This is a genomic window from Exiguobacterium sp. QJM3NY_9, assembly GCF_056173545.1.
The window spans coordinates 2,539,889-2,560,836 of the sequence record NZ_CM149679.1 but is presented as its reverse complement, the minus strand read 5'-3'; the positions used below and the strand labels follow the sequence as shown (position 1 = coordinate 2,560,836).

The following is a 20,948-nucleotide window of genomic DNA, read 5'->3' as shown; positions in this document are numbered from 1 at the left end:
TAAAATTCGTCCGGGGACGTCTCAGGCTCTAGGGTGTCAGTTCTAAGATGTAAGATAAGTGTTCCTAACTCTACTATCGACAATAAAACATTTATCTAAAGTAAAATTAGAATTTTTTTGAAAAAAGGGGTTTAGATTTTTGAAAAACCCTTCTGTTTGTAGAAAACAGAAGGGAATGATTGTTAGAGGTCCAATTGAGCGAGGAGTTCGTCGAGGCTTGTCGTCGGTTGATCGCACATAAAGTCGTGGCACAGATAGGCTGTCGGTTGACCCACGATCAACTGATAGTCTTCGATAAATGGAGCGATTTCGAGTAGTTCTGCTTTTCGGCCGACGAGAAGGGATAACTCCGGGTGACGGCGTTTGAAGAGGCGCCGGAGATACGGTTCGACCTTCGTCATGTCGTCCGATAACACAATCAATTCTTGAGGTTTCATCATGATACGGCAATAGACGCTCATTAATGAAGCATAACCGGTCGGTTGTTGCTTGATATCTTCCGCGACCGATTGAAGGATACGGTGCGCCGTCTCGAGGTAACGCGAGTCTCCCGTCAACTGGGAGAGGCGGAATAAGTTCAAGGTCGCCGTGCTATTACCAGCCGGTGTCACACCGTCATAGACTTCCTTCGGTCGAATCAACAGGCGTTCTGCTTCTGACGCCGTGAAGAAGAAACTACCGGACGGATCGCCGAACGCTGAAAGCATGACATCCGTCAGGCGACGAGCCTGTTTAAGGTACGGTACTTCTTGCGTCGTAAGATGTAACTCGAGATAAGCTTCCGCGAGAAAACTGTAGTCGTCGAGAAATCCTCTGCCTTGAGCGCGTCCTTCTCGATAGCTGACGCGTAATCCACTACCATCGAATAAGTGGTGCTCGATGAAGGTGAGCGCGCGTTTGGCAACGGTCGTATAATGCACGTTTCCTAAAATCCGTCCTGCTTTTGCAAAAGCGGAAATCATTAACGCGTTCCATGACGTCAAAATCTTATCATCCCGAAACGGTCGGGTTCGATGCGCGCGGTGTGCAAAGAGTTGTTGCCGTTCGTGTTCAAGTTGGCGCACGACATCTGCGACGGGGCGTGCTACTTCAGCAGCGAATGCGTGGAGATCTTGATTTGAGCGGTGAAACACATTCCGTCCTTCGAAATTCCCGTTTGGTGTTGCACCGTAATACCGCGGAAAGAAGGCTTCTTCACCTAGCAGTTGTGTCAGCTCATCATAGGAGAAACTATAAAAAAGTCCTTCGTGACCGTCACTATCCGCATCTTCTGCCGAGTAGAAAGCACCTTCGTTCGATAACAGGTCACGTTCGACATACGTGAAGATTTCTTCCGCGTACTGTTTGAAGCGGTCATTTCCGGAAGCTTGATACGTCTCGAGGCAAAGGGTCGCGAACAAGGCATTATCGTAGAGCATCTTTTCAAAATGGGGAATCATCCAAGCGGTATCCACGGTATAACGATAGAGGCCGAAGCCGACTTGATCGGTGATGCCGCCGTCACGCATCGCAGTCAGCGTCCGCATGACCATCTGGAGTGCCGTCTCGTCTTCCGCGTACTGGTAATAATCGAGCAGGAACGTCAACAGGGACGGAGACGGAAATTTCGGTGCACCGCCAAATCCGCCATGCGTGACATCGAATTGACGCATCGCTTGATCAAATGTTGTGTGTAACAGTTCCTCATCCAGCGTGCCGTGCTGCTTGACCGTGCTGACATCGAGCAACGCCTGTTCAATCTGTGTACCGACACGCTTAATTTTTTGTGGATCCGTTTGATAGTGTTCGCTCAGCTGAAGCAGGACTTGTCGGAAACTCGGACGGTTGAACTGGGGTGTCTTCGGAAAATACGTCCCGATATAAAACGGAACTTGTTCCGGCGACATGAAGACGCTGAGCGGCCACCCTCCTTGACCGGTCATGATTTGGGCTGCCGTCATGTAGATTTGGTCGATATCCGGCCGTTCCTCCCGGTCGACTTTAATCGAGATGAAACGATCGTTGAGCATCGTCGCCGTTTCGTCATCCTCGAAACTTTCGTGGGCAAGGACGTGGCACCAGTGACAGGTCGAATACCCAATCGATAAAAAAATCGGTTTATTTGCTGTCCGGGCGGCAGTGAAGGCTTCTTCCCCCCACGGATACCAATCAACCGGATTGGAAGCATGTTGTTGCAGGTAAGGGCTTGTTTCGTGAATCAACCGGTTTGTCGGCATAATGTGTACCTCGTTTCTTCTATATTATTTGTATCTTTACGATAGCGATTTCTAAGATTCGTATCAACTTGATTTAGTCAAAGAAATCTAGAGATGAAAAAAGATTGACTTTGTAAAATATTTTGTGTTATATTAAGAAATGTCATGAATCGGGGATGATCACTCATGTGAGAATCTTTAACCCACAATACACAATTTAATAATCAGGTCAGGATTTTTAGACCTTAACTGACAATCGAGTCAGACATAAGTCATCGCTTTTATTTTGTCCTTCTTCTTTAGGGAAGAAGTTGACCCAGCAAGATAAACCTTCCATTCGATACTTTTCAGCTCATCCGAGCGAAACTCTAAAAATCCCAGTAAATGCGTAACCTAATACGCAACTTGATTCTTGCTAAAACGCTTGATTCAGCTGGCGCGGCCAAGGAGCCGTAACAACGAAAGAGAGGTAGGGCTTTCGTCGTTTCAGGTGTTTTGATCACCTGTGTCCTCGATTCCACTGACAACTAATGTAAAAGAAACCAACACGCTGAGAAGGCGTTTTTTTTATGCCCTTTTTTAACCTGCTAACGGTGGGAAGACATCCATTGATGAGAGTGACTCCAAAAGATAATTATAATAAAAGCGAACGATAAAAATTTGTAAGCGATACCATTATTATCATTTACGAAGGATAACATCTTTTTTTACGAAAAATATACACTTTTACAAATTAATTCTGATATTATAAAGAAGTGTCAGAAAATTAAATAGGGGGTCAACATCATGAAATACGGAAGTACGTTTGGTAAGTGGGCATTGGTCGGAGCATTAACAGCAGGTATTCTTCCGCAGGCAGGCATCATCGTAGGGGCAGAGGGCGAAGGCGTCATCCTGTCAGAGTACATAGAAGGATCGAGCAATAACAAAGCGATCGAGATTTACAATGGTTCGGGGCAAATCATCAATCTCGCTGACTACACACTCGTACAGTATACGAATGGTGGACCGTCTGAATCAAAAATCACGCTTTCCGGAACGATTGACCCGGGGAAAACATTCGTCATTGCAAACTCAAGTGCAAATGCTGACATTAAAGCAAAAGCACAACAAACGACAGGATCCCTGAACTTCAACGGTAACGATCCCGTTGCCCTGAAAAAAGGAGATGTCGTCCTCGACATCATCGGACCAGTCGGATCAAGTGCGGATTTCGCGAAAGATACGACGCTCGTCCGTAACACAAACGTGACGACCGGTTCAAAAACATATGAACCGTCACAATGGACAAGCTTCCCGGTCGATACATTAACAGATTTAGGATCACATAAAGCAGAAGCAGGCGATATTCTCGTTGCACCAACGGCTGACCCGGTCGGCGAAGTCGAGCGTGGTGATAAAGTAACACTTACAGGAGAAGGGACGATTCACTATACAGTCGATGGATCAACACCGACAGTTGAAAGTCCGGTTTACTCAGAGCCGATCACAATTAATGAGGAAATGACGATTCAAGCAGTCGTCGTCAAGAATGGTAAAACGTCAGCCGTTTCGACGTTCAAATATTACATCGCACCACCCATCACGAAAATCAGCAGTATCCAAGGAATTGCACATTTGTCTCCCTACGCCGATCAACTCGTCCGGACGACAGGTGTCGTCACGTATGTCGTGGATGCAAATAACTTCTACATGCAGGATCCGAATCCGGATAATAACAGTAAGACATCTGAAGGTATCTTAGTGTATTCGAAAAACCACGGAGCAGCAGTCGGACAAAAGGTCGCGACGACGGGTTACGTCAAAGAATGGATTTTAGGCGGGTACAGCGATAAGTTCGATACCGATCTGCCCGTAACGGAAATCAGTGCCGTTAACCTCGTCAAAGGAGCGCTTAACGAAGGGTTACCTGCAAGCATCGTCCTCGGTGGGGACGGCGTCTTGATTCCGACGGATGTGGTCGATAACGATGCGTTCGCGAACTTTGATCCGGAAGAAGATGCAATTGACCTGTATGAAAGTGTCGAAGGGATGCGTGTTGCACTTCCGAATGCCATCGTCACAGGTCCGCAAGCAAACCGGACGATTCCGGTCCGGACGCAAACAGCAGACAAAGTCTATACGAAACGCGGTACACCAATCTTGACGGCAGACAACGTCAACCCGGAACGTCTCTTCGTCGAGATGGGCAGTTCGTCATACCGTGCGAAATCAGGTGACCGTTTTGAAGGAACGATTGAAGGGGTCATGAGCTACAACTACTCTGCTTATAAAGTCTTGTCAAAAGCAGCTGATCTTCCGAAACTCGTCACGAGTGAAATTGATCGTCAACCGACGAACATCGAAACAGGAGAGTCACGTTTGACGGTCGCATCGTATAACGTCGAAAACTTTGCTTCGACAGCAGACGCTGGGAAAGTTGATCGTGTCTCGGAAGGGATCGCGACGTTCCTTAAAACACCGGACATCGTTGGTTTGACAGAAATGCAAGATAACGATGGTGCAGTTGATAGCGGAACAGTCGATGCATCCAAATCATTTGAAACATTGATTGCAGCAATTGAAGCGAAAACTGGCGTTAAGTATGCGTATACAGACATCGCACCAGAAGATAAAAAAGATGGAGGGCAGCCAGGCGGAAACATCCGTGTCGGCTTCTTGTATAACCCGGAGCGCGTCTCACTTGCACCAGGTAAAAAAGGTACGGCAACGGAAGCGGTCTCGGTCGAAAACGGCAAGTTGACGAGTAACCCGGGACGGATTCAACCGCTGGACCCGAACTTCGCAAGTTCACGGAAGCCACTCGTCGGGGAATTCCTCTTTAAAGGAGAGTCGTACCATGTCATCGTCAACCACTTTAACTCTAAAGGTGGCGACGGAGCAGACTTCGGTAAAAATCAACCGGTCGTACGTAAGAGCGAAGTACAGCGTCATGCGATTGCGACAATCGTCCAAGATTTCGTCAATGAACTCGAAACAGAAGTCAAAGACTCGAATGTCGTTGTTCTTGGTGACTTGAATGACTTCCAGTTCTCGAAAACACTCGATATTCTCAAAGGGAAAAATCTTTGGAACACGGTCGATGATCTTCCGAAATCAGAACGTTACTCGTACGTCTATAATGGTAACGCACAAGTACTCGATCACATCTTAATCTCGAAGAACTTAAAATCGTATACGTCTTCTGACATCGTCAACATCAACTCGGATTACATGGAAGCAGACGGAAGCGCGAGCGACCACGATCCGGCAATCATTTCGATTCAGGGGATGGAAAGCGCAAAAGCAGTTAATGGTAAAGCAGAAATCGGGAAATGGCGTGCTGTTCAAAAAGGAAAACATATCTTCATCGAGCGTAAACTTGCAGGAAACTGGGATAAAGCAAGTGAGACACACGCTGATCAGCAAGGTGAACTTCTTGAGCTACGTGTTTCTAAAGACCGTCCTTACATCAAGGTGAAAACGAAAAAAGGAAATACGGTTTGGTTAGAATTATCGAATGGGTATAAATTGAAAGAAACAGATAAGTATTAAGTAAAGAGGCTTAAAAGCGGACTTAGCGGTCCGCTTTTTTTTGCGTTCGGATAAAAAGAGATAGGAAGGAAAGGCTACTGATTGAAAAGGTGAGGAGCAAGGCGGTTTCAAGAGGAAGGATCCGGAACATGTACATGAAGTGGATGATGATTAAGGTAATAATCGTGGCAAGACCGACGATAAAGTTCTTCCGTAATAAGTTTCCGACACCGGGGACGAGCAGTTCGAATCCGAAACGTTGGCTATAGTGAACTTCGTCATGTGCGTTCGCGAGACTAAAGGAGACCGTCAACACAACGAGAATCATCCAACCTGAAAACAAGTACTGCTGAATCGCGAGAAACGTAATCGATTCATAGATAAAGTAGAGAAGAATCATGGCATACTCCTTTTGATGGATATTATATGGACAAACACGTATTTTTTTCCTTACGATTCCTAATATTAGCTAGGTGATGAAAGAACGGCAATAAGATTTGCAAAGAATGAAAATAAAAGAATGTTCACACATTTCAACAAGAGGGGAAAATAGTTCATTTTCTGTACGATAATGAAATGAGAATGGCTTCAGACTAAGTTGTCAGACCTTTAAAGGCGATGTTGCTAAAATGTGTCTGTGTTGTGAACAAGTCGAATGAATCATGTGATTTTCTTAGAATGGATACTCTGACTGTTCGAACGGTTCAATTTCTTTTAAAATAAGGGTAATGCAAGAAAGAAGGAGGCGGACCAGCAGGATGAAAAAAGTATTAGTCCTCGGGGTAATAGCATTTGCTTTCTTTGGTTGCGAAAGCGTTCCAATCGAACAAGCGGAGGCGGAGTACCCGAAAAGTGGGGGAAAGCTGATTGACGCATATACAAGTGAGTACCCGGGATACAAGTGGGAAGTCAGACGGACAGCGACAGAAGAGTTTGTCGCACTGACGAAAGACGGGAAAGATTACGGGAAGTATCGTTTCCGGGATGGCGTGACGACGCAAGGCGCGACGTTAAATAAAGATACGGAAGCGACGCTTGCGAAAAAAGGCTGGAAGGTCGTCAAGTCCTATCGAAAGGGAAATACGAACTACATGCTGAACCTTGATCATGCAGCCGTCTATGAAAAGAACGATAACTACGTGACGTATTTCTTTGATCAATATGATAAAAATCGCGTCAAAGCAACACTGGCGATTCCGAAGGACGTCGAAGCGAAAAAAGAAGGGTTCTACGGTGCTGCTTCAAAAGCATTACGGACGACGGATGAGAAATTGATGTTACGCCTGATGAACTGGGAACGTGCCGAGTACAAGAAACCTGCATTGTCGCCGTATACAGCATTAAAACCGGTTACGCGCGGACACAGTGAAAACATGGCGGAGAATAACTTTTTCTCGCATACGGATCCTGAAGGCCGTGACCCGTTTGACCGGATGAAGGCAGAAGGCATTCGCTTCTCGATGGCGGGTGAAAACTTATCGATGGGGTATCCGAATGTCTTCGCTGCCCACTGGGGATTGATGAACTCAAAAGGGCATCGTGAGAACATCATGCAAAGCGGCTTCAAACAAGCGGATGTTGGAGTGGCGTTTAGAAAAGATGCACCGTACTTTACGATTAACTTTAGAACACCGTGAAAATAGCACAAACTAAAGTAAAGCCTAGGTTCTCGTCAATGGGAACCTAGGCTTTTTGGTTTGTCTTGAGTCCCGGGAAACGTGATATCTTACGAATCAAAAAACGTAGGTGGTTGATATAAGTGGTACGAAAGATTCTTACTTCCCGTGCTTTCCTCGGGCGAGGCGCAAGCCGTTGCCTCTTTCCCTTACAGGTCAAGATGCAGGGTCTCGCCTGCCTCTGACAGCGCAAGCGAGCTTTGCGCTTTTTCCCGCAGGAGTCACGTGGAAGCAAATCTTTTTAGGCTTTCTAATGGAAGAAGACCTGAGAAAGGCTGCGATTCGGGAAAGGGGAGCGACGAGTAACAGAGATACTATCGAAAAAACGGACGGCCCACCCCTGTTGTTGAAAGGAGATGGAGCCGTCCGGTTCTTTTTTATATCATTTATCTTCGGGGAGTAGGCAAGACAAAGGTCTTTCTGTAAAAGTGACACAGACACTGTCACTCAATTCGCCCAGTCCGGTTTGCTGAATCCTTTGAATGATTTTTCGATCACTTCATTAAAGTCATCCGATTTGACGACAGCGGTCAAGTCTTTGGCCAGTTGTTTGTCTTCGTCACTTGTCTTAACAGCGACTAAGTTGCGGTACTGCTCGTTCATCGTCTCGAGTGCGAGTGCATCGAGTAAGTCGAACTTCGCAGCAAGTGCGAAATTTCCGGGAACAGCTGAAATATCAACACTTTCGACAGCGCGTGGGAGCTGAGCGGCTTCAAGCGGTTTGATGACGAGTTTCTTTGGATTTTTGATGATGTCCTTTTCTGAGACGGTCAGTGGATCGGTATCTGCTTTTAGTTCAATCCAACCTTGATCCGCTAACAGGTTCAAAGCACGTGCCTGGTTCGTCGGGTCATTGGGTGTTGCGACTTCAGCACCTTCTTTGACATCGTCCAACGTTTTATAGGACTTGCTGTATAATCCCATCGGTGCGGTTGGGACAGTGATCAGCCCTGTGAGATCGAGATTTTTTTCTTTCGCAAAGGTTTTTAAATAAATCGAGTGCTGGAACAGGTTGGCATCGATATCACCGCTCCCGAGGGCAAGGTTCGGTTGAATGTAATCACTGAATTCGACGATTTCGACGTTGTAGCCTTTCTTTTCGAGTCCCGGTTGAATCGCTTCTTTGACCATATCGCTATACGGACCACTCGTCGCCCCGATTTTGATGGACTTCGTTTCTTCATTTGCACTGCTGTCACCGCATCCGGCTAAGATGCTTGCTCCTAATAATCCTGTTGCTAAAAAGACATAGCGTTTTTTCATCGTACTCTCTCCCTTGCGTTCTCTATTTGTTAGTTATCGTTTATCGGCGACGCGGGCGAACCGGTTGCCGAGTGCTTGAATGACTTGAATGATGACGACGAGCACGACGATCGTCATGATCATGACGACGTTATCGTAGCGGTAATAACCGAACCGGATCGCGAGGTCACCAATTCCGCCACCACCGACGATCCCGGCCATCGCTGAGAATCCGATCAGGCTGATCAATGTCAACGTTAAGCCTTGAATGATTCCGGGCAAGGCTTCCGGCAAGAGGACGCTGATGATGATACGGAGCGGTTTCGCCCCGCACGCTTCTGCTGCTTCAATCAAGCCGGGTGGAATCTCACGGAGTGAGGTTTCGACGAGTCGGGCGAGAAACGGAATCGCGGCGACGCTCAAACTGACCGAGGCGGCGGCAGGACCAATCGTCGTCTTCGTGATGAGTTGCGTCAATGGAATCAAGGCAACGAGTAAGATGATGAATGGTAACGAGCGGACGATATTGATGGCAAAATCTAATGTGCTGCGAATGATGATGTTTTGGAAAAAGAGACCGCGGTCGGTAATGAATAATAAGATCCCGAGCGGAATCCCGATGATGATGGCGAATGTGAGTGAAATACCGACCATGAAGGCCGTCTCTCCGAGCGCTTTCGTTAAGTCAGGGAGCATTGTCGTAAACCGGTCAAGCGACATCTTGAATCACCTCGATTGCATGTAACTGTCCCTCGAGCCAGGTTAAGGCACGATTCACGTGTAGCGTCGGTCCCGTCAAACTGACGATTAAGACGCCAAACGCAACGTCCTGGATGTAGTCGACCTTCCCATGCAGGATGCTGACTGCGATATCGAATTGTTTGATGGCTTCAGATAATGTACTCTCACCTGTTTTTTCACCCGTGAACTGAAGTCGAATGATTTTGCCGGGGGCCGCCCGTAAAATCCGTTCCGGTAACTCGATTTGAAGTGCCGTATCGACGTAATGTTTTGTGACCGGATGCTCGGCTTGACTAAATATAGCGTAAGTCGAAGCGACTTCGACGACTTCACCGTGCGCCATGACGGCAACGCGGTGACAAATTTGTTTGACGACATCGATTTCGTGGGTGATGAGGATGATCGTCAAACCGAGCCGGGCGTTCAAATCTTTAAGTAAATCGAGAATCTGGAGCGTCGTCACCGGATCGAGCGCTGATGTCGCTTCGTCACAGAGTAAGATGTTTGGATTGTTGGCGAGCGCTCGTGCGATGCCGACGCGTTGTTTTTGTCCACCACTGAGTTGGCTCGGATAGTTCGTCTCGAATCCTTCGAGTCCGACGAGTGCCGTTAATTCTTGAATCCGTTTCGGGAACTCACGCCGTTTGACACCGGCAGCCTTTAAGGCGAACGCGATATTGTCGGCAACGGTGCGGGACTGAATCAGTTGAAAGTGTTGAAAGATCATACCGACCCGGAGACGGAGTTTGCGGAGAGACGTTTTGGAGACACGTGATAGATTGGCTCCGTCTACTATGACCGTACCGCTCGTCGGTGTCTCGAGTCCGTTAATCAACCGTAAGAGTGTACTTTTTCCGGCGCCGGATTCACCGATGATGCCGAAAATTTCCCCTTGTTCAATCGTTAAGTTGACATCGTTTAATGCAAAAATCGGTGTGCGGTCACGGGCAAATTGTTTTGTGATGTGTGCGAACTCAATCATAATGTTTCCCTCCCGATACAAAAAAATCGCTTTTTTCCAGTTAGAGAGCAACCAGAAAAAAGCGACGAAGTGTAGAAATTCGTAACTTATCTCTCAGAACAAAAGAAGTTCTGTAGGATGTGGCACCGTTCCATTACTGGTGGTTGCCGGACGTCGTTGGGCCTAATCCCTCGGTCGCTCTCGATAAGTAGCTATGCTGTTGGGATTTACTTTAACGGAAATGATTCCCATCTGTCAAACGTTTTTTCAGAATTATTCGGCAACGGCGGTTTGGAAGAGCTGAAGGGTCCCGATTCGTTTGACAGCCTCGACGAGTCGGTCAACATCGGCAATCAGACTGATCCGGACGTAACCTTCACCGTATGTACCAAAGAAATGACCCGGTGTCACGGCGACGTGCGCTTCGTCGAGCAGGTGATCGGTGAAGCTTTGTGACGTGAAGCCGGACGGAACAGGGAGCCAGACGAAGAACGAACCGCCGGGCACCGGTCCTGCCCAGCCGATTTCGTTTAATGCACCGAACAACGCATCGCGTCGCGTCTCATACAAGGCGCTCAGTTCACGGACACATGTCTGGTCGCTTGAAAGTGCGACCGTCGCTGCATGCTGGATTGGTGTGAAGGCACTGACGTAAAGGTGTTCCTGGTATGTTTCGATGCTCGCGATGACGGACGGATTACCGATTGCAAAGGCAATCCGGAAGCCGGACATGTTGAACCGTTTAGAGAGTGAAAACAACTCAATCCCGACATGCTTAGCGCCTTCCGTCTGGAGGAAACTCCGCGTCGGACCATCGAAACTGATCCCGCCGTACGCTAAGTCATGGACGACGCAAATGTCATGTGCATCAGCGAACGCGACCGTTTGTTCAAAAGCCGCTGCCGTCGCTGTCGCACCGGTCGGATTACTCGGATAGTTGAGGAACAACATCCGGGCTCGTTCGACGTCAAGCGAATCGAGGAGATCATAGTCAGGCAAAAAGCTATTCTCGGCGAGAAGCGGAAGCGTGATTGGATACGCACCGGCAAGTGCTGCGCCCGATAAGTAATCCGGGTAACCTGGATCCGGGACGATGACCCCTTCACCGGGATTGACGATCGTCTGCGGAAGGGCGACGATGCCGGCCTTGCTTCCGAGTAAAATCGCGACTTCTGTCGCCGGATCAACCGACACGCCAAATTCTGATTCATAAAAATTAGCGACGGCCTGTTTTAAGAAATCATGTCCGCGAAACGGGGGGTACTGGAGATTACTTGCATCATCGATGGCTTGTTTTAAAGCATCGAGAATATGTACGGGTGTCGTTTGGTCCGGCGTTCCTTGACCAAGCGTGATGACGTCGTGTCCTGCGGCTTTGACGGAACCGATCCGTTGGGCAAGTTCTGCGAAGACGGGATCGGGCAAGCGATCGATGGCGATCGATGGGGCGAAATGTTTCATCTCTGTTCCTCCTTCAGGTATTGTCGTCAAGAATAGCGAATTTTCAGTCAAAATGAAAGAGGTTTTTTAAAATTCCTTAAAAATTAGAAGAACATTCCAATTTCAGACGATGTTCTTGATACACTAGACAAGTAATCGATTGACTACTAGACGGGAGATGGAAAAGATGAATCGGACCTGGTGGAAAGAAGCCGTCGTTTATCAAGTGTACTGGCGGAGTTTTAACGACTCGAATGGAGACGGGATGGGGGACTTGCGGGGCGTGATTGAAAAGCTCGACTACATCGCCTCACTCGGGGTGGATGTCATTTGGCTTAACCCCTGTTATACATCACCTGATATCGACAACGGTTACGACATCGCTGACTATTACGGCATCATGGAGAAAGCCGGCACGATGGCAGATTTGGACCGGCTGATTGAATCGGCGCATGCGCGCGGCTTAAAAATCATTCTCGATCTTGTCGTCAATCATACAAGTAATCAACATCACTGGTTTGAGGAGTCGCGCCGTGATCAAACGAATGATAAGTCAGATTGGTACATTTGGCATGACGGGGAAAAAGGAACACCACCAAACAATTGGCGGTCGTATTTTGCGCCGAGTCCATGGACATGGGATGAAGGACGGCAACAGTACTATTTTCATTCGTTTGCCTCAGAACAACCTGATTTGAACTGGGAACAGCCTGCCGTCCGTCAAGCTGTCTACACGATGATGCGATGGTGGATCGACCGAGGCATCGATGGTTTCCGGATGGATGTCATTAACTTGATTAAAAAACGAGCGGCGTTTGACGATGTGGAGGATCCGTTTGACTTGTCCTACTTAGGCAATCAACCGGGAATCCATGAATTTTTACAGGAGATGCATCAGGAAGTTCTTGCGGGGAAAGAATTGTTTACGGTCGGGGAGATTCCGTTTGTCGGTCCCGAAGACGGGCTGTTATATGTCAGTGAAGAACGTCAGGAGTTACAGACGTTGTTTCATTTCGAAGTCGCCGATGACATGGAAGAAATGGACCTGCTGCGGTACAAACAGATTCAAAAACGGTGGTATGATGCGCTGTACCCGAAAGGCGTCGCTTCACAATTTTTGAATAATCACGATCATACAAGACAAGTCACGCGCTTCGGTAGCGAGCGCTATCGTGTCGAGAGCGCCAAGTTACTCGGCTTGATGTTACACACGTTACCGGGTATCCCATATGTCTATCAAGGAGAAGAAATCGGGATGACGGGTATTCGTTTCTCGGATGCTTCTCTGTACCAAGACGTCGCCTTCCGTAATCGTTACGAGGAGCGCGTCGCAGCGGGAGAGCCGAGTGGCACTGTCTTGTCATCGATGCAGCTACGGGCGCGGGATAATTCGCGGACACCGATGCAATGGGATGATAGCCGGGCAAGCGGATTTACGACAGGGACACCATGGATGACGGTCAATCCGAACTATAAAACAATCAACGTGCAGGCAGCTGAACAGGATCCGCAATCGGTTCTCGCTTTTTACCGGGAGTTGATTCAATTACGAAAAGAACATCCTGTCATGGTGTATGGCGTGTATCGTGATTTGGCGATTCAGGATCCTTATCTTTACGTATATGAACGGGAATTCGAAGGGATGACGTGGCGAATCGTCTTGAACGTCCATGATGAACAGGTCGAAACGACATTCGCCTTACCGAATGAACAGTTACTTCTCTCGAACTATGAAGAGAGTGCAAGTGAGATTTTACAGCCCTATGAGGCACGCCTGTACCAAACGAGTCGGTGAAATAGTGAAGGGTCTCATCTTAGGAAAATACAAGAAAGTGACACGCTAGAAAAAGTGCCGTGGTTTTGAGGAACATTCTGATCGATGGTCATGACAAGGGTTAGGTCCCGCTGATTTCGAACGGGCTGATGAAAAAAGAAGGAGCTGACTCAAGAGTCGCTCCAACATCAATCAGAGTGACGGACGGTTTTGTTATCCTCACCGCGAATCGCGCTTCCTTTTCCCACAGGAGTCGAGGATGGACATTCCCGTCCTCTATTAAGCAAATGGCCGATGATCCCACTCTTGACGGGATCATCGGCCATATCTGTACAAATTTTTGTTGTTCAAGATAGTTGAGTATTTGACTGAGATACGTATGGAAAAAGTCCTGATTCCTTTTAATCGAGAGTGGTTCCCGCTTTTGAATCAGACCCTTTGAGCATGGAGAAAAACGTGTGTGAGAAGTGAATACGCTATGTCTAGATGCGATCAGTTCCTCGTCTCGTCTTCAAAGCGACAGGGGCGCGACCGATTGCTTTTTTCGGTTTAATGCGATTCAAGGCGGATTGCGCTCTAAATCGGCTGCATGACTTGTCTATACTTGCGCTACGGTCTAAAAAGCGTCACGTTTCGTTGACTCCTACGGGGAAAGTGCGTTTTTAACGCACTTTCAGAGGTCGCCCGAGGAAAGCAACGAAAAAAGACGCTTTGATCTCCCGCACTTCCTGTTTTTTAAGCGAGACAAAGGGTTCGGTAGATTGTTGTGGGATCAGCGTTTTAACCATTGTTCAAACCGATCGACAGCTTCACGCATTTCATAGCTCGGTGCGAGAACGAGAGGACCATGTCCAGTCGCAAGGATGTCGGGCGTTAGTTCCGTCAATTGATGGGCGGACTTCAAGGCGACGTCTTTATCCCAAGTCGCGAGAGCAGGGAACGGGAACTGCCAGCGCGTATCGCCGGAAACAGCGATTCCGCCTTGTGTTTGGAAGGCATCTCCGGCAATCAACGTCCGACTGCCTTCATGCCATAAGGAAATCGAGCCCGGAGTGTGCCCGGGAGACGTAATGACGCTTAGGCTTCCGACTTGTTGGCCGCTTTCAAGCAAACGGTCTGGTCGTGTCTTGATGTTTTTCGGGATGCCCCCTTTTAAAGGTGTCGTCTCTCCTTCACGAAGCGATTCATCACCGCTAAGAAGCGCTGCGTCACGGTAACTGATTGCCACTTCGGCGAGTGGAAAGGCATTCGCTAAGAAGTCGAGTGAACCGACATGGTCAGCGTGGGCATGCGTCAAGATGATGGAACGTAACGGTTTATGATGGGACTTGATGACACGATGGATTGCTTTGGCGTTCAGTGAAATCCCGGTATCGATCAAGGTCAGGCTGTCGGCTTCTTCAAAAAGGTAGCAGTTGACCGGGAAAAAAGATGGTGTCGTCTGTAATTGATGGAGTCGTTCAATCGTTGAGATTCGCATAGCGTTTCACTCCCTCGTTAAAATAATCATCGATACTTTAGTATCACCTGTTTTAGTACAGGCGTCTACAAAAAAACTCCTCGACTGGACCGAGGAGTAAACAAAAATTAATACGTGACTTCGAAGACGGCACCAGCATGCGCAGAGTCGTCTCCATCTGCCGCTGTCGTGACGAGCAGACGATCTTCATAAGCGATTGGGCACGTCGGATTTGCAACCGGGAAATCGATGTGTGCGAGCTTCTCGCCCGTTTCAAGATTCCAACGTGTAATGCAAGAACCAGCGTAATGCGCGATGAAAACATGTCCATCCCGGTCTTTCGTCATGCCGTCCGGAAAACCATCTTCTTCTTCTAAATCGATTGCTACGCGACGATTCGTCAAGGGTTGATCGGGTGCATAGTCAAAGGCGTAGACTTTTTTAGTCGGTGTGTCGATATGGTACAGCGTCGTTCCGTCCTCTGACCAGACGAGACCATTTGAATTCGTGAGTCCATCATGCAGAACATCGATTGAGCCATCGTGACGCAAACGGTAGAGACTGGCCGTTTCCCCGTCCTCTTCATTGATGCTACCGGCTACATACTGCCCAGATGGATCGAGTTTACCGTCGTTCATTCGATCCGAGTCGGGCATCGTCAACTTCGTTTCGAGTGAGAGATGACCTTCTTTCAGATCGAATGTTCCGAAACCATGTTCTGAAGTCACCCGGAGAAAATCAGGGGCATCGGTTAAAGCGATTGAAGTGATCGCGCTCGGCACTTGGAACGGCTTCAAGGCCTCGGTCGTCAAATCATATGAAAAGAACAGCTTGTTTGGAATGTCAACGAAATAAAAGCGTTTCGTTTTGGCGTCATAGACAGGCGATTCGCCTGTTTTGCATGCTACATCAATAAAAAGTGAGACTGTCATATATGTTCCTCCTACGTATGGTCTTGCTTGAAGCAATCAAAATTCAAGGTGTTTAAAAAGATTCCCCGTTAGCTTTCGTTCTTAAAAAAGTTCGGATGGAATGACAATTACATATACCTTTTATTTATGAAAAGAAAACATACCTCTAAAATAACTATGTTATTTTTTTACTTAAAAAGGCATAATATATAATGGGGGTGTAAAGTGAAAAGGAATTTATGTATTTTATTAACTTTTTATCTTTTGATTAGTACTGTACAAATTAGTTATGCGGAAACAATCTCAAGAGGGATTGACTATACGGTAAGAAAAGAGAGTGTATCTGGTAGAAATCAAACGTTTCATCAACTTACAGTCACACCAGACACAGGAAATCGCTGGATAACATCAAAGGGACGCGAACATGTTTTGGCGACGGAACCACTCCCTTCTCAAATGAAACGGTATTCTTCTACCGGGAGTCGGGTCGTTTCAGCAATCAATGCAGACATGTACCGGGTGACAACAGGAATGCCGATTGGAATGCAAATTCAAAATAATGAGGTACTTGTCAGTCATAGTGTCAAAGAGTCGTCCTTGAAGTTCCCATCGTTCGTCATCAATGGGCAGGGGCAGGCGGAAATTGGATCATATGGAATCGTTGGAACTGCTAAGTCGGCTACCCGTTCTTTGACACTTCATTCATTGAATAGAAATGAATATTTAGCAAACCGAGTTGGTGTTTTTACGAATGCACATCATCTATCTAAAAAAATTAAATTAATTGAACCATCGGAATCCATGAAAAAGGAAGTAGCCATTGTTACGCTGAAAGGAGCGACAGTGCGTGCCTTTAAGTTAGGTGGGAGTTATGAATGGACAATTAAAAAAATCGACACTACGTTCCATTCAGAAATCGATATTCCATCCGATGGGGTGGTTCTCGTGGCATTAGGAAAACAAAAGAATGCAATGCTCGATTTAGTCAAAAGTGGAAAAATCACGACCCAGTTCAATCTCGTTCAAATGTCTAATTTAGCAGTCAGAAATGATATACAAGAAGCTGTTTCTGGATATAACTGGCTAATTAAAGATGGAGTGGGTTTAGATTTAAGTGCGTTAGCTGATCAGCATGATCGTTTTTTGATGCTTGCACGCAAAGCACGCACGTTAATTGGATTGACGGCAAACCAAACTGTACATATTTTAACTGTCGATCAAGCGCGGGCGGATTCGAAAGGTATTACGATGCTAGAAGCTGTTGCACAGATGAAACGGCTCGGGGCTGTTTCTGCACTGGCATTTGATGGGGGAGGATCAACAGAAATAATGGTCCGTCGTGAAGGGGAGTTTTCTGTTAAGACGGTCAACTATCCGGCAGATGGAAGAAGTCGGTCGATTACAAATGGTTTATTACTTGCGACACGTTATGTCCCAACAAACATTGCTGCGAAAATTATTATTCCTCCACAGCCTGATTTATACATCGGCGAAAAACGACTCTTGTCCTTGAAATTATCAGATAAGAATGGTCAACCGATCAACGCTGCAAAGAAAAAAGTAACACTCAGTGGTAAGGGAGTTAGAGGGTTGGAGGTCCAGGCAGGACTCCGCCCAGAAACATGGACAGGGAAAATGCTTGTAGATCAAGTAAGTCAACCGATTAAAATTAACATTACGAATCGTTTGTCAGGACTTGTCGTGAATCGAAATCAACCGATCGTAATGAAAGTAGGTCAAAAGTTAAAGATTCAAAGTGAAGGATGGTTCAATTCACGTAAAGTCACGATTCCGGTACAAGAAAAAAGCGAACAACTTATGAATCGGACGCTTGCTAGTATTTCGAAAAGTATCATGACTGCGAAACGAGCGGGGAAGACAACATTGACAGTAACTGCCGGCGGACACTCAATCTCAGTTCCGGTCACAATCATACCTACGAAGACAATGGATCTGCTCGATCCATTCGAGAAAGGGGTGTATACTTCAAACTCACCATATGTGTCGAGTTATACGACTCGCCTAAGCACGAAACAAAAAACGGCAGGCCGTTCTTCGCTTGAGATGACATATGATTATTCGGGTTGGAAAACACAAAATGGGGCGATGTATCTGTCGAGTCCGAATTGGATCATTCCTTATCCTGCAAAATCACTTACACTTGACGTGTATGGAGATCAACATGCTCCGTGGTTAAGAGCGAAACTAAAAGATGCGACAGGTAAATCGCATACAGTCGATTTCGTGAAGAAAGTAGACTGGACGGGATTCAAGACCGTCCAGGCGAAACTCGACCCGTCATGGCAAGTTCCGCTCAAGATAAATACGATTTATTTTGTTGAGGCAGATCAGAAGCGAAAAGGTGACAAGACAAAACATCGTGTGTATCTTGATCAGCTTAAAGTCTGGTATTGAAATCTGCGATGAGTTGAAAATCTAAAAAAACGATGTCCCTCCCAAGTAAATCGTGGGAAAGGATATCGTTTTTCTTAACGACTTTTAACGAGGAGGCTAACAGCTTCCTTAACTAAGTCTTCTGTTTGTCCCTCACCACTGGCTTCAGCCTCTTTGACACATTCAATCAAGTTTGAGCTAACGACGACACCAATCGTACGGTCCATTGCCGAGCGTGCAGCGGATAACTGAGTGATGACATCACGACAATCTTGACCTTCTTCCATCATCCGTAAGATACCGCGCAGTTGTCCTTCAATCCGACTAACCCGATTTTTCATCTTTTGATCATAATCCATTCGTTTTCCTCCATTCTAAGGTGCAACACGTATTCTCGATACCTTCATGCTATGCCCATCATGGTATTGCTGTCAATTCAATCGATTTTTCAGCTATATTTTTTGATAGAACAGGGAATATGGATGTGGTGGAGAAAAATAATCAAAATAACGAAAGAAAACTAAAACGATTTTGCGTCAGCTTGCGTATACTATATGATAAGGCTGACTAATCACAAGGGGGAGAAGGATGCATACTCAATCCGATGAATCGCTTTATCATCAGATGCGTGGAGGAGATGAACAGGCTCTTGAAACGTTATATGATAAATACGAGAGGCTGTTGTTTTCATTCGCACATCGCTTTACGAACAACGATCGATTATCTGAAGAAGTTATTCAAGAAGTCTGGATGAAGATATGGAATGGACGTGTTGACTTCAATACGGAGAAAGGAAAGTTCTCTTCGTGGGTGTTGACGATTACCCGAAATGCTGCGCTTGATTGTTTACGGCGTGAAAAGCGACAACCGACAATTGAAATTGAAGAACGAGACGGTGGGTTTGATGAACCGGTCGAACGAACGGTCGTCGAACGGGAAACGGCTTCTGAAGTACGTGAGGCGGTCCAAGCATTGAAACCGGAGCAACAAGAATTAATTGAGCTCGTCTATTTTAAAGGGTTAACGCAACAACAAATCTCAGATCAGCTCGAATTGCCCCTCGGAACGGTGAAGACGAGGATAAGGAGTGCGATTCAAGCGTTACGAAAATTATTGGAAGGGAGGGAACGTTGATGGAAGAACGTTGTCATGATTTAATTGATTACTTTAATGGAACGTTATCTGCAGCCGATCGAGACGCGTTCGAAGCACATCTTGCGACTTGTGACGACTGCAAGCAGGCGCTACAAGAAATGGAAGAATTGATGCTTCCCATCGCGGAATCACTTCCAGAACGACCGGTACCGGCTGGGATGAAATCAAGAATCTTAGGAGAAGTCCTTGCTTCGTCAAACGAGACGGATCAAGAAGCTCCTAACATTGTGAAAACAACACAGCCGACACCGGAACATGCCTCGGAACTCGAGACAAAACGTGCGAAAAAGCAAACGAGACGAAAAGTCCCACTCGGTTGGTTAATGAGCATTGCAGCGGTTCTCTTATTATCGCTTGGAGCGAACGCCTATTTCTTAGCGCAAGATGAACCAGAACAAACAGAAGCGTTAGCGCTGGATGAAGTGAACGGCATGGGAAACTTCGAGAGTACGGCTTCGATTCAAGGATCGAGCATGATCTTTACGAAAGACGATAAAGAATACATGCTCGTTCAATTGAAAGATTTGCCACCGCTTAAAGAAGGCGAGTTGTATCAGATGTGGACGATTCAAGGCGATCAAGTACAGGCGAACGGAGTCATCGAACAAGATGGTCAAGCAGCAGCAGTCTTTGCACTCAAAGGCAGTGGAAAGATTGATGCCGTCGCGATTACGGTCGAACCTGAACCAGATTTAGAACAACCAACCGGAGCAGTCATTGCATCCGCCACACTATAAGAGAAGAAATGTCGAGGGATCCACAAATGTGGGTCTCTTTTTTGTATATTTCGTACAAAATAGTCGAAAAACACATCAAACTGTTTGAACTACCTCCACCTACGCTTCGCTTAGAGGTGGAGAATTCCTGAGTGATCCGACCTCACGGTCGAAAATTGATCAGGCTAACCCCGTCGTCCCGACGGTTGAAGAAGCTAAGAGGCGTTCAGCTTCTTGTTTGAGGTTCAGTCCTGCGTTCACATCACGGTCGTGGTGGATGCCGCAACTCGGGCATGTCCATTCACGCAAGCCAAGATGTTTCACGTCTTTGTGTTGATGTCTGCAACTGGAACACAGTTGACTAGAGGCGAAGGTCTTGCCGACTTTCACGACGGGAGTTCTTTCGAACAAGACCCGTAGGACAGTCCTTTACCTGTCGCTTTATATGTCTCATCCCACTTCGCTAAAAAGTGGTTGAAGACGAAGCGCGAACAACCGATCGTCTTCGCGATCAGGATTTCCTGCTCTTTTGTCGGGTAGATTCTGAATGTGTAGGCCTTGTGAGTCAACATGATGTTCACCTCCTTACAACGGATATACCCGAAAGAGAGGGGGCGATTCATCTCCCACTTTCACTCGGGCTTCACCCGAATTGTTTAGAATTGGGCGTATTCTCGCCTGATTTTGATAAAAATTCGAAACAGTACTGAAAGAAATGACGAATTAAGACGATACTAATAGGAATGTCAGTCAAAAAGAGAGGCACTTACA

Annotated in this window: 15 protein-coding genes, 2 pseudogenes and 1 riboswitch; of the genes and pseudogenes, 6 read left to right on the top strand and 11 right to left on the bottom strand. The window is 46.8% G+C overall.

Features of this window, described 5'->3' with window-relative positions:
• Positions 1-182 precede the first annotated feature (182 nt).
• Positions 183-2,216, bottom strand: a complete 2,034-nt coding sequence (locus AC0VYQ_RS13050; RefSeq protein ID WP_475403733.1) for a thioredoxin domain-containing protein — start codon at positions 2,214-2,216, stop codon at positions 183-185.
• 765 nt (positions 2,217-2,981) lie between these two features.
• Here AC0VYQ_RS13050 and AC0VYQ_RS13045 point away from each other — a divergent pair.
• Complete coding sequence (locus AC0VYQ_RS13045) at positions 2,982-5,729, top strand: chitobiase/beta-hexosaminidase C-terminal domain-containing protein (protein WP_475403732.1); 2,748 nt, start codon at positions 2,982-2,984, stop codon at positions 5,727-5,729.
• A gap of 22 nt (positions 5,730-5,751) precedes the next feature.
• On the opposite strand, the gene AC0VYQ_RS13040 is transcribed toward AC0VYQ_RS13045, so the two are convergent.
• Positions 5,752-6,108, bottom strand: a complete 357-nt coding sequence (locus tag AC0VYQ_RS13040) for a hypothetical protein (RefSeq protein ID WP_475403731.1) — start codon at positions 6,106-6,108, stop codon at positions 5,752-5,754.
• A 358-nt stretch (positions 6,109-6,466) separates the two neighbouring features.
• Here AC0VYQ_RS13040 and AC0VYQ_RS13035 point away from each other — a divergent pair, with 358 nt between their 5' ends.
• Positions 6,467-7,345: a CAP domain-containing protein gene (locus tag AC0VYQ_RS13035; protein ID WP_214892703.1), complete on the top strand. Its 879-nt coding sequence runs from the start codon at positions 6,467-6,469 to the stop codon at positions 7,343-7,345.
• Between the two features lie 486 nt (positions 7,346-7,831).
• Here AC0VYQ_RS13035 and AC0VYQ_RS13030 read toward each other — a convergent pair whose 3' ends face one another.
• The 4 genes from AC0VYQ_RS13030 to AC0VYQ_RS13015 all read right to left on the bottom strand — a co-directional run bounded on the left by AC0VYQ_RS13030 (position 7,832) and on the right by AC0VYQ_RS13015 (position 11,789).
• Positions 7,832-8,647, bottom strand: a complete 816-nt coding sequence (locus tag AC0VYQ_RS13030; RefSeq protein WP_475403730.1) for a MetQ/NlpA family ABC transporter substrate-binding protein — start codon at positions 8,645-8,647, stop codon at positions 7,832-7,834.
• Between the two features lie 33 nt (positions 8,648-8,680).
• A complete protein-coding gene (locus tag AC0VYQ_RS13025; RefSeq protein WP_029331564.1) occupies positions 8,681-9,346 on the bottom strand; it encodes a methionine ABC transporter permease in 666 nt (221 codons plus the stop codon).
• The gene (locus AC0VYQ_RS13020) at positions 9,336-10,349 is read right to left on the bottom strand and encodes a methionine ABC transporter ATP-binding protein (protein ID WP_475403729.1); all 1,014 of its coding nucleotides are present in this window, start codon (positions 10,347-10,349) and stop codon (positions 9,336-9,338) included. Before AC0VYQ_RS13020 ends, AC0VYQ_RS13025 begins: the two co-directional genes overlap by 11 nt.
• A gap of 83 nt (positions 10,350-10,432) precedes the next feature.
• Positions 10,433-10,539, bottom strand: a riboswitch (SAM riboswitch).
• Between the two features lie 62 nt (positions 10,540-10,601).
• Complete coding sequence (locus tag AC0VYQ_RS13015) at positions 10,602-11,789, bottom strand: aminotransferase class I/II-fold pyridoxal phosphate-dependent enzyme (protein WP_214807151.1); 1,188 nt, start codon at positions 11,787-11,789, stop codon at positions 10,602-10,604.
• Positions 11,790-11,955: 166 nt separating this feature from the next.
• On the opposite strand from AC0VYQ_RS13015, the gene AC0VYQ_RS13010 reads away from it, so the two are divergent.
• On the top strand, positions 11,956-13,563 hold the full coding sequence (locus AC0VYQ_RS13010) for a glycoside hydrolase family 13 protein (protein ID WP_475403728.1): 1,608 nt from the start codon (positions 11,956-11,958) through the stop codon (positions 13,561-13,563).
• A 751-nt stretch (positions 13,564-14,314) separates the two neighbouring features.
• Here the strand turns inward: AC0VYQ_RS13010 and AC0VYQ_RS13005 are convergent.
• Together AC0VYQ_RS13005 and AC0VYQ_RS13000 are read right to left on the bottom strand one after the other, a co-directional pair.
• Positions 14,315-15,022 carry an MBL fold metallo-hydrolase gene (locus AC0VYQ_RS13005; RefSeq protein WP_214892689.1) on the bottom strand — a complete coding sequence of 236 codons (708 nt, stop codon included), beginning with the start codon at positions 15,020-15,022 and terminating at the stop codon, positions 14,315-14,317.
• A 107-nt stretch (positions 15,023-15,129) separates the two neighbouring features.
• Positions 15,130-15,933 (bottom strand): SMP-30/gluconolactonase/LRE family protein, encoded by an 804-nt coding sequence (locus tag AC0VYQ_RS13000; RefSeq protein WP_214767090.1) that lies wholly within the window; start codon positions 15,931-15,933, stop codon positions 15,130-15,132.
• A gap of 204 nt (positions 15,934-16,137) precedes the next feature.
• Here AC0VYQ_RS13000 and AC0VYQ_RS12995 point away from each other — a divergent pair, with 204 nt between their 5' ends.
• Positions 16,138-18,327, top strand: a complete 2,190-nt coding sequence (locus AC0VYQ_RS12995; protein ID WP_475403727.1) for a phosphodiester glycosidase family protein — start codon at positions 16,138-16,140, stop codon at positions 18,325-18,327.
• A gap of 74 nt (positions 18,328-18,401) precedes the next feature.
• Here the strand turns inward: AC0VYQ_RS12995 and AC0VYQ_RS12990 are convergent, their stop codons facing one another.
• Complete coding sequence (locus tag AC0VYQ_RS12990; protein WP_088837854.1) at positions 18,402-18,665, bottom strand: metal-sensitive transcriptional regulator; 264 nt, start codon at positions 18,663-18,665, stop codon at positions 18,402-18,404.
• Positions 18,666-18,894: 229 nt separating this feature from the next.
• Here AC0VYQ_RS12990 and AC0VYQ_RS12985 point away from each other — a divergent pair, with 229 nt between their 5' ends.
• Together AC0VYQ_RS12985 and AC0VYQ_RS12980 are read left to right on the top strand one after the other, a co-directional pair.
• Positions 18,895-19,440, top strand: a complete 546-nt coding sequence (locus tag AC0VYQ_RS12985; protein ID WP_088837853.1) for an RNA polymerase sigma factor — start codon at positions 18,895-18,897, stop codon at positions 19,438-19,440.
• Positions 19,440-20,198, top strand: coding sequence for an anti-sigma factor (locus AC0VYQ_RS12980; RefSeq protein WP_214767092.1), 759 nt, complete (start codon positions 19,440-19,442; stop codon positions 20,196-20,198). The genes AC0VYQ_RS12985 and AC0VYQ_RS12980 overlap by 1 nt, the downstream gene beginning before the upstream one ends.
• Before the next feature lie 159 nt (positions 20,199-20,357).
• Here the strand turns inward: AC0VYQ_RS12980 and AC0VYQ_RS12975 are convergent.
• Both AC0VYQ_RS12975 and AC0VYQ_RS12970 read right to left on the bottom strand, forming a co-directional pair.
• A pseudogene (locus tag AC0VYQ_RS12975) lies at positions 20,358-20,570 on the bottom strand (zinc ribbon domain-containing protein); the annotation flags it as partial.
• Between the two features lie 2 nt (positions 20,571-20,572).
• A pseudogene (locus AC0VYQ_RS12970) lies at positions 20,573-20,749 on the bottom strand (helix-turn-helix domain-containing protein); the annotation flags it as partial.
• Between the last annotated feature and the right edge of the window lie 199 nt (positions 20,750-20,948).

Excerpts from the sequence above, each read along its gene's own strand:
- AC0VYQ_RS13050 (WP_475403733.1), bottom strand. The coding sequence starts at position 2,216 with ATGCCGACAAACCGGTTGATTCACGAAACAAGCCCTTACCTGCAACAA.
- AC0VYQ_RS13045 (WP_475403732.1), top strand. The coding sequence starts at position 2,982 with ATGAAATACGGAAGTACGTTTGGTAAGTGGGCATTGGTCGGAGCATTA.
- AC0VYQ_RS13040 (WP_475403731.1), bottom strand. The coding sequence starts at position 6,108 with ATGATTCTTCTCTACTTTATCTATGAATCGATTACGTTTCTCGCGATT.
- AC0VYQ_RS13035 (WP_214892703.1), top strand. The coding sequence starts at position 6,467 with ATGAAAAAAGTATTAGTCCTCGGGGTAATAGCATTTGCTTTCTTTGGT.
- AC0VYQ_RS13030 (WP_475403730.1), bottom strand. The coding sequence starts at position 8,647 with ATGAAAAAACGCTATGTCTTTTTAGCAACAGGATTATTAGGAGCAAGC.
- AC0VYQ_RS13025 (WP_029331564.1), bottom strand. The coding sequence starts at position 9,346 with ATGTCGCTTGACCGGTTTACGACAATGCTCCCTGACTTAACGAAAGCG.
- AC0VYQ_RS13020 (WP_475403729.1), bottom strand. The coding sequence starts at position 10,349 with ATGATTGAGTTCGCACACATCACAAAACAATTTGCCCGTGACCGCACA.
- AC0VYQ_RS13015 (WP_214807151.1), bottom strand. The coding sequence starts at position 11,789 with ATGAAACATTTCGCCCCATCGATCGCCATCGATCGCTTGCCCGATCCC.
- AC0VYQ_RS13010 (WP_475403728.1), top strand. The coding sequence starts at position 11,956 with ATGAATCGGACCTGGTGGAAAGAAGCCGTCGTTTATCAAGTGTACTGG.
- AC0VYQ_RS13005 (WP_214892689.1), bottom strand. The coding sequence starts at position 15,022 with ATGCGAATCTCAACGATTGAACGACTCCATCAATTACAGACGACACCA.
- AC0VYQ_RS13000 (WP_214767090.1), bottom strand. The coding sequence starts at position 15,933 with ATGACAGTCTCACTTTTTATTGATGTAGCATGCAAAACAGGCGAATCG.
- AC0VYQ_RS12990 (WP_088837854.1), bottom strand. The coding sequence starts at position 18,665 with ATGGATTATGATCAAAAGATGAAAAATCGGGTTAGTCGGATTGAAGGA.
- AC0VYQ_RS12985 (WP_088837853.1), top strand. The coding sequence starts at position 18,895 with ATGCATACTCAATCCGATGAATCGCTTTATCATCAGATGCGTGGAGGA.
- AC0VYQ_RS12980 (WP_214767092.1), top strand. The coding sequence starts at position 19,440 with ATGGAAGAACGTTGTCATGATTTAATTGATTACTTTAATGGAACGTTA.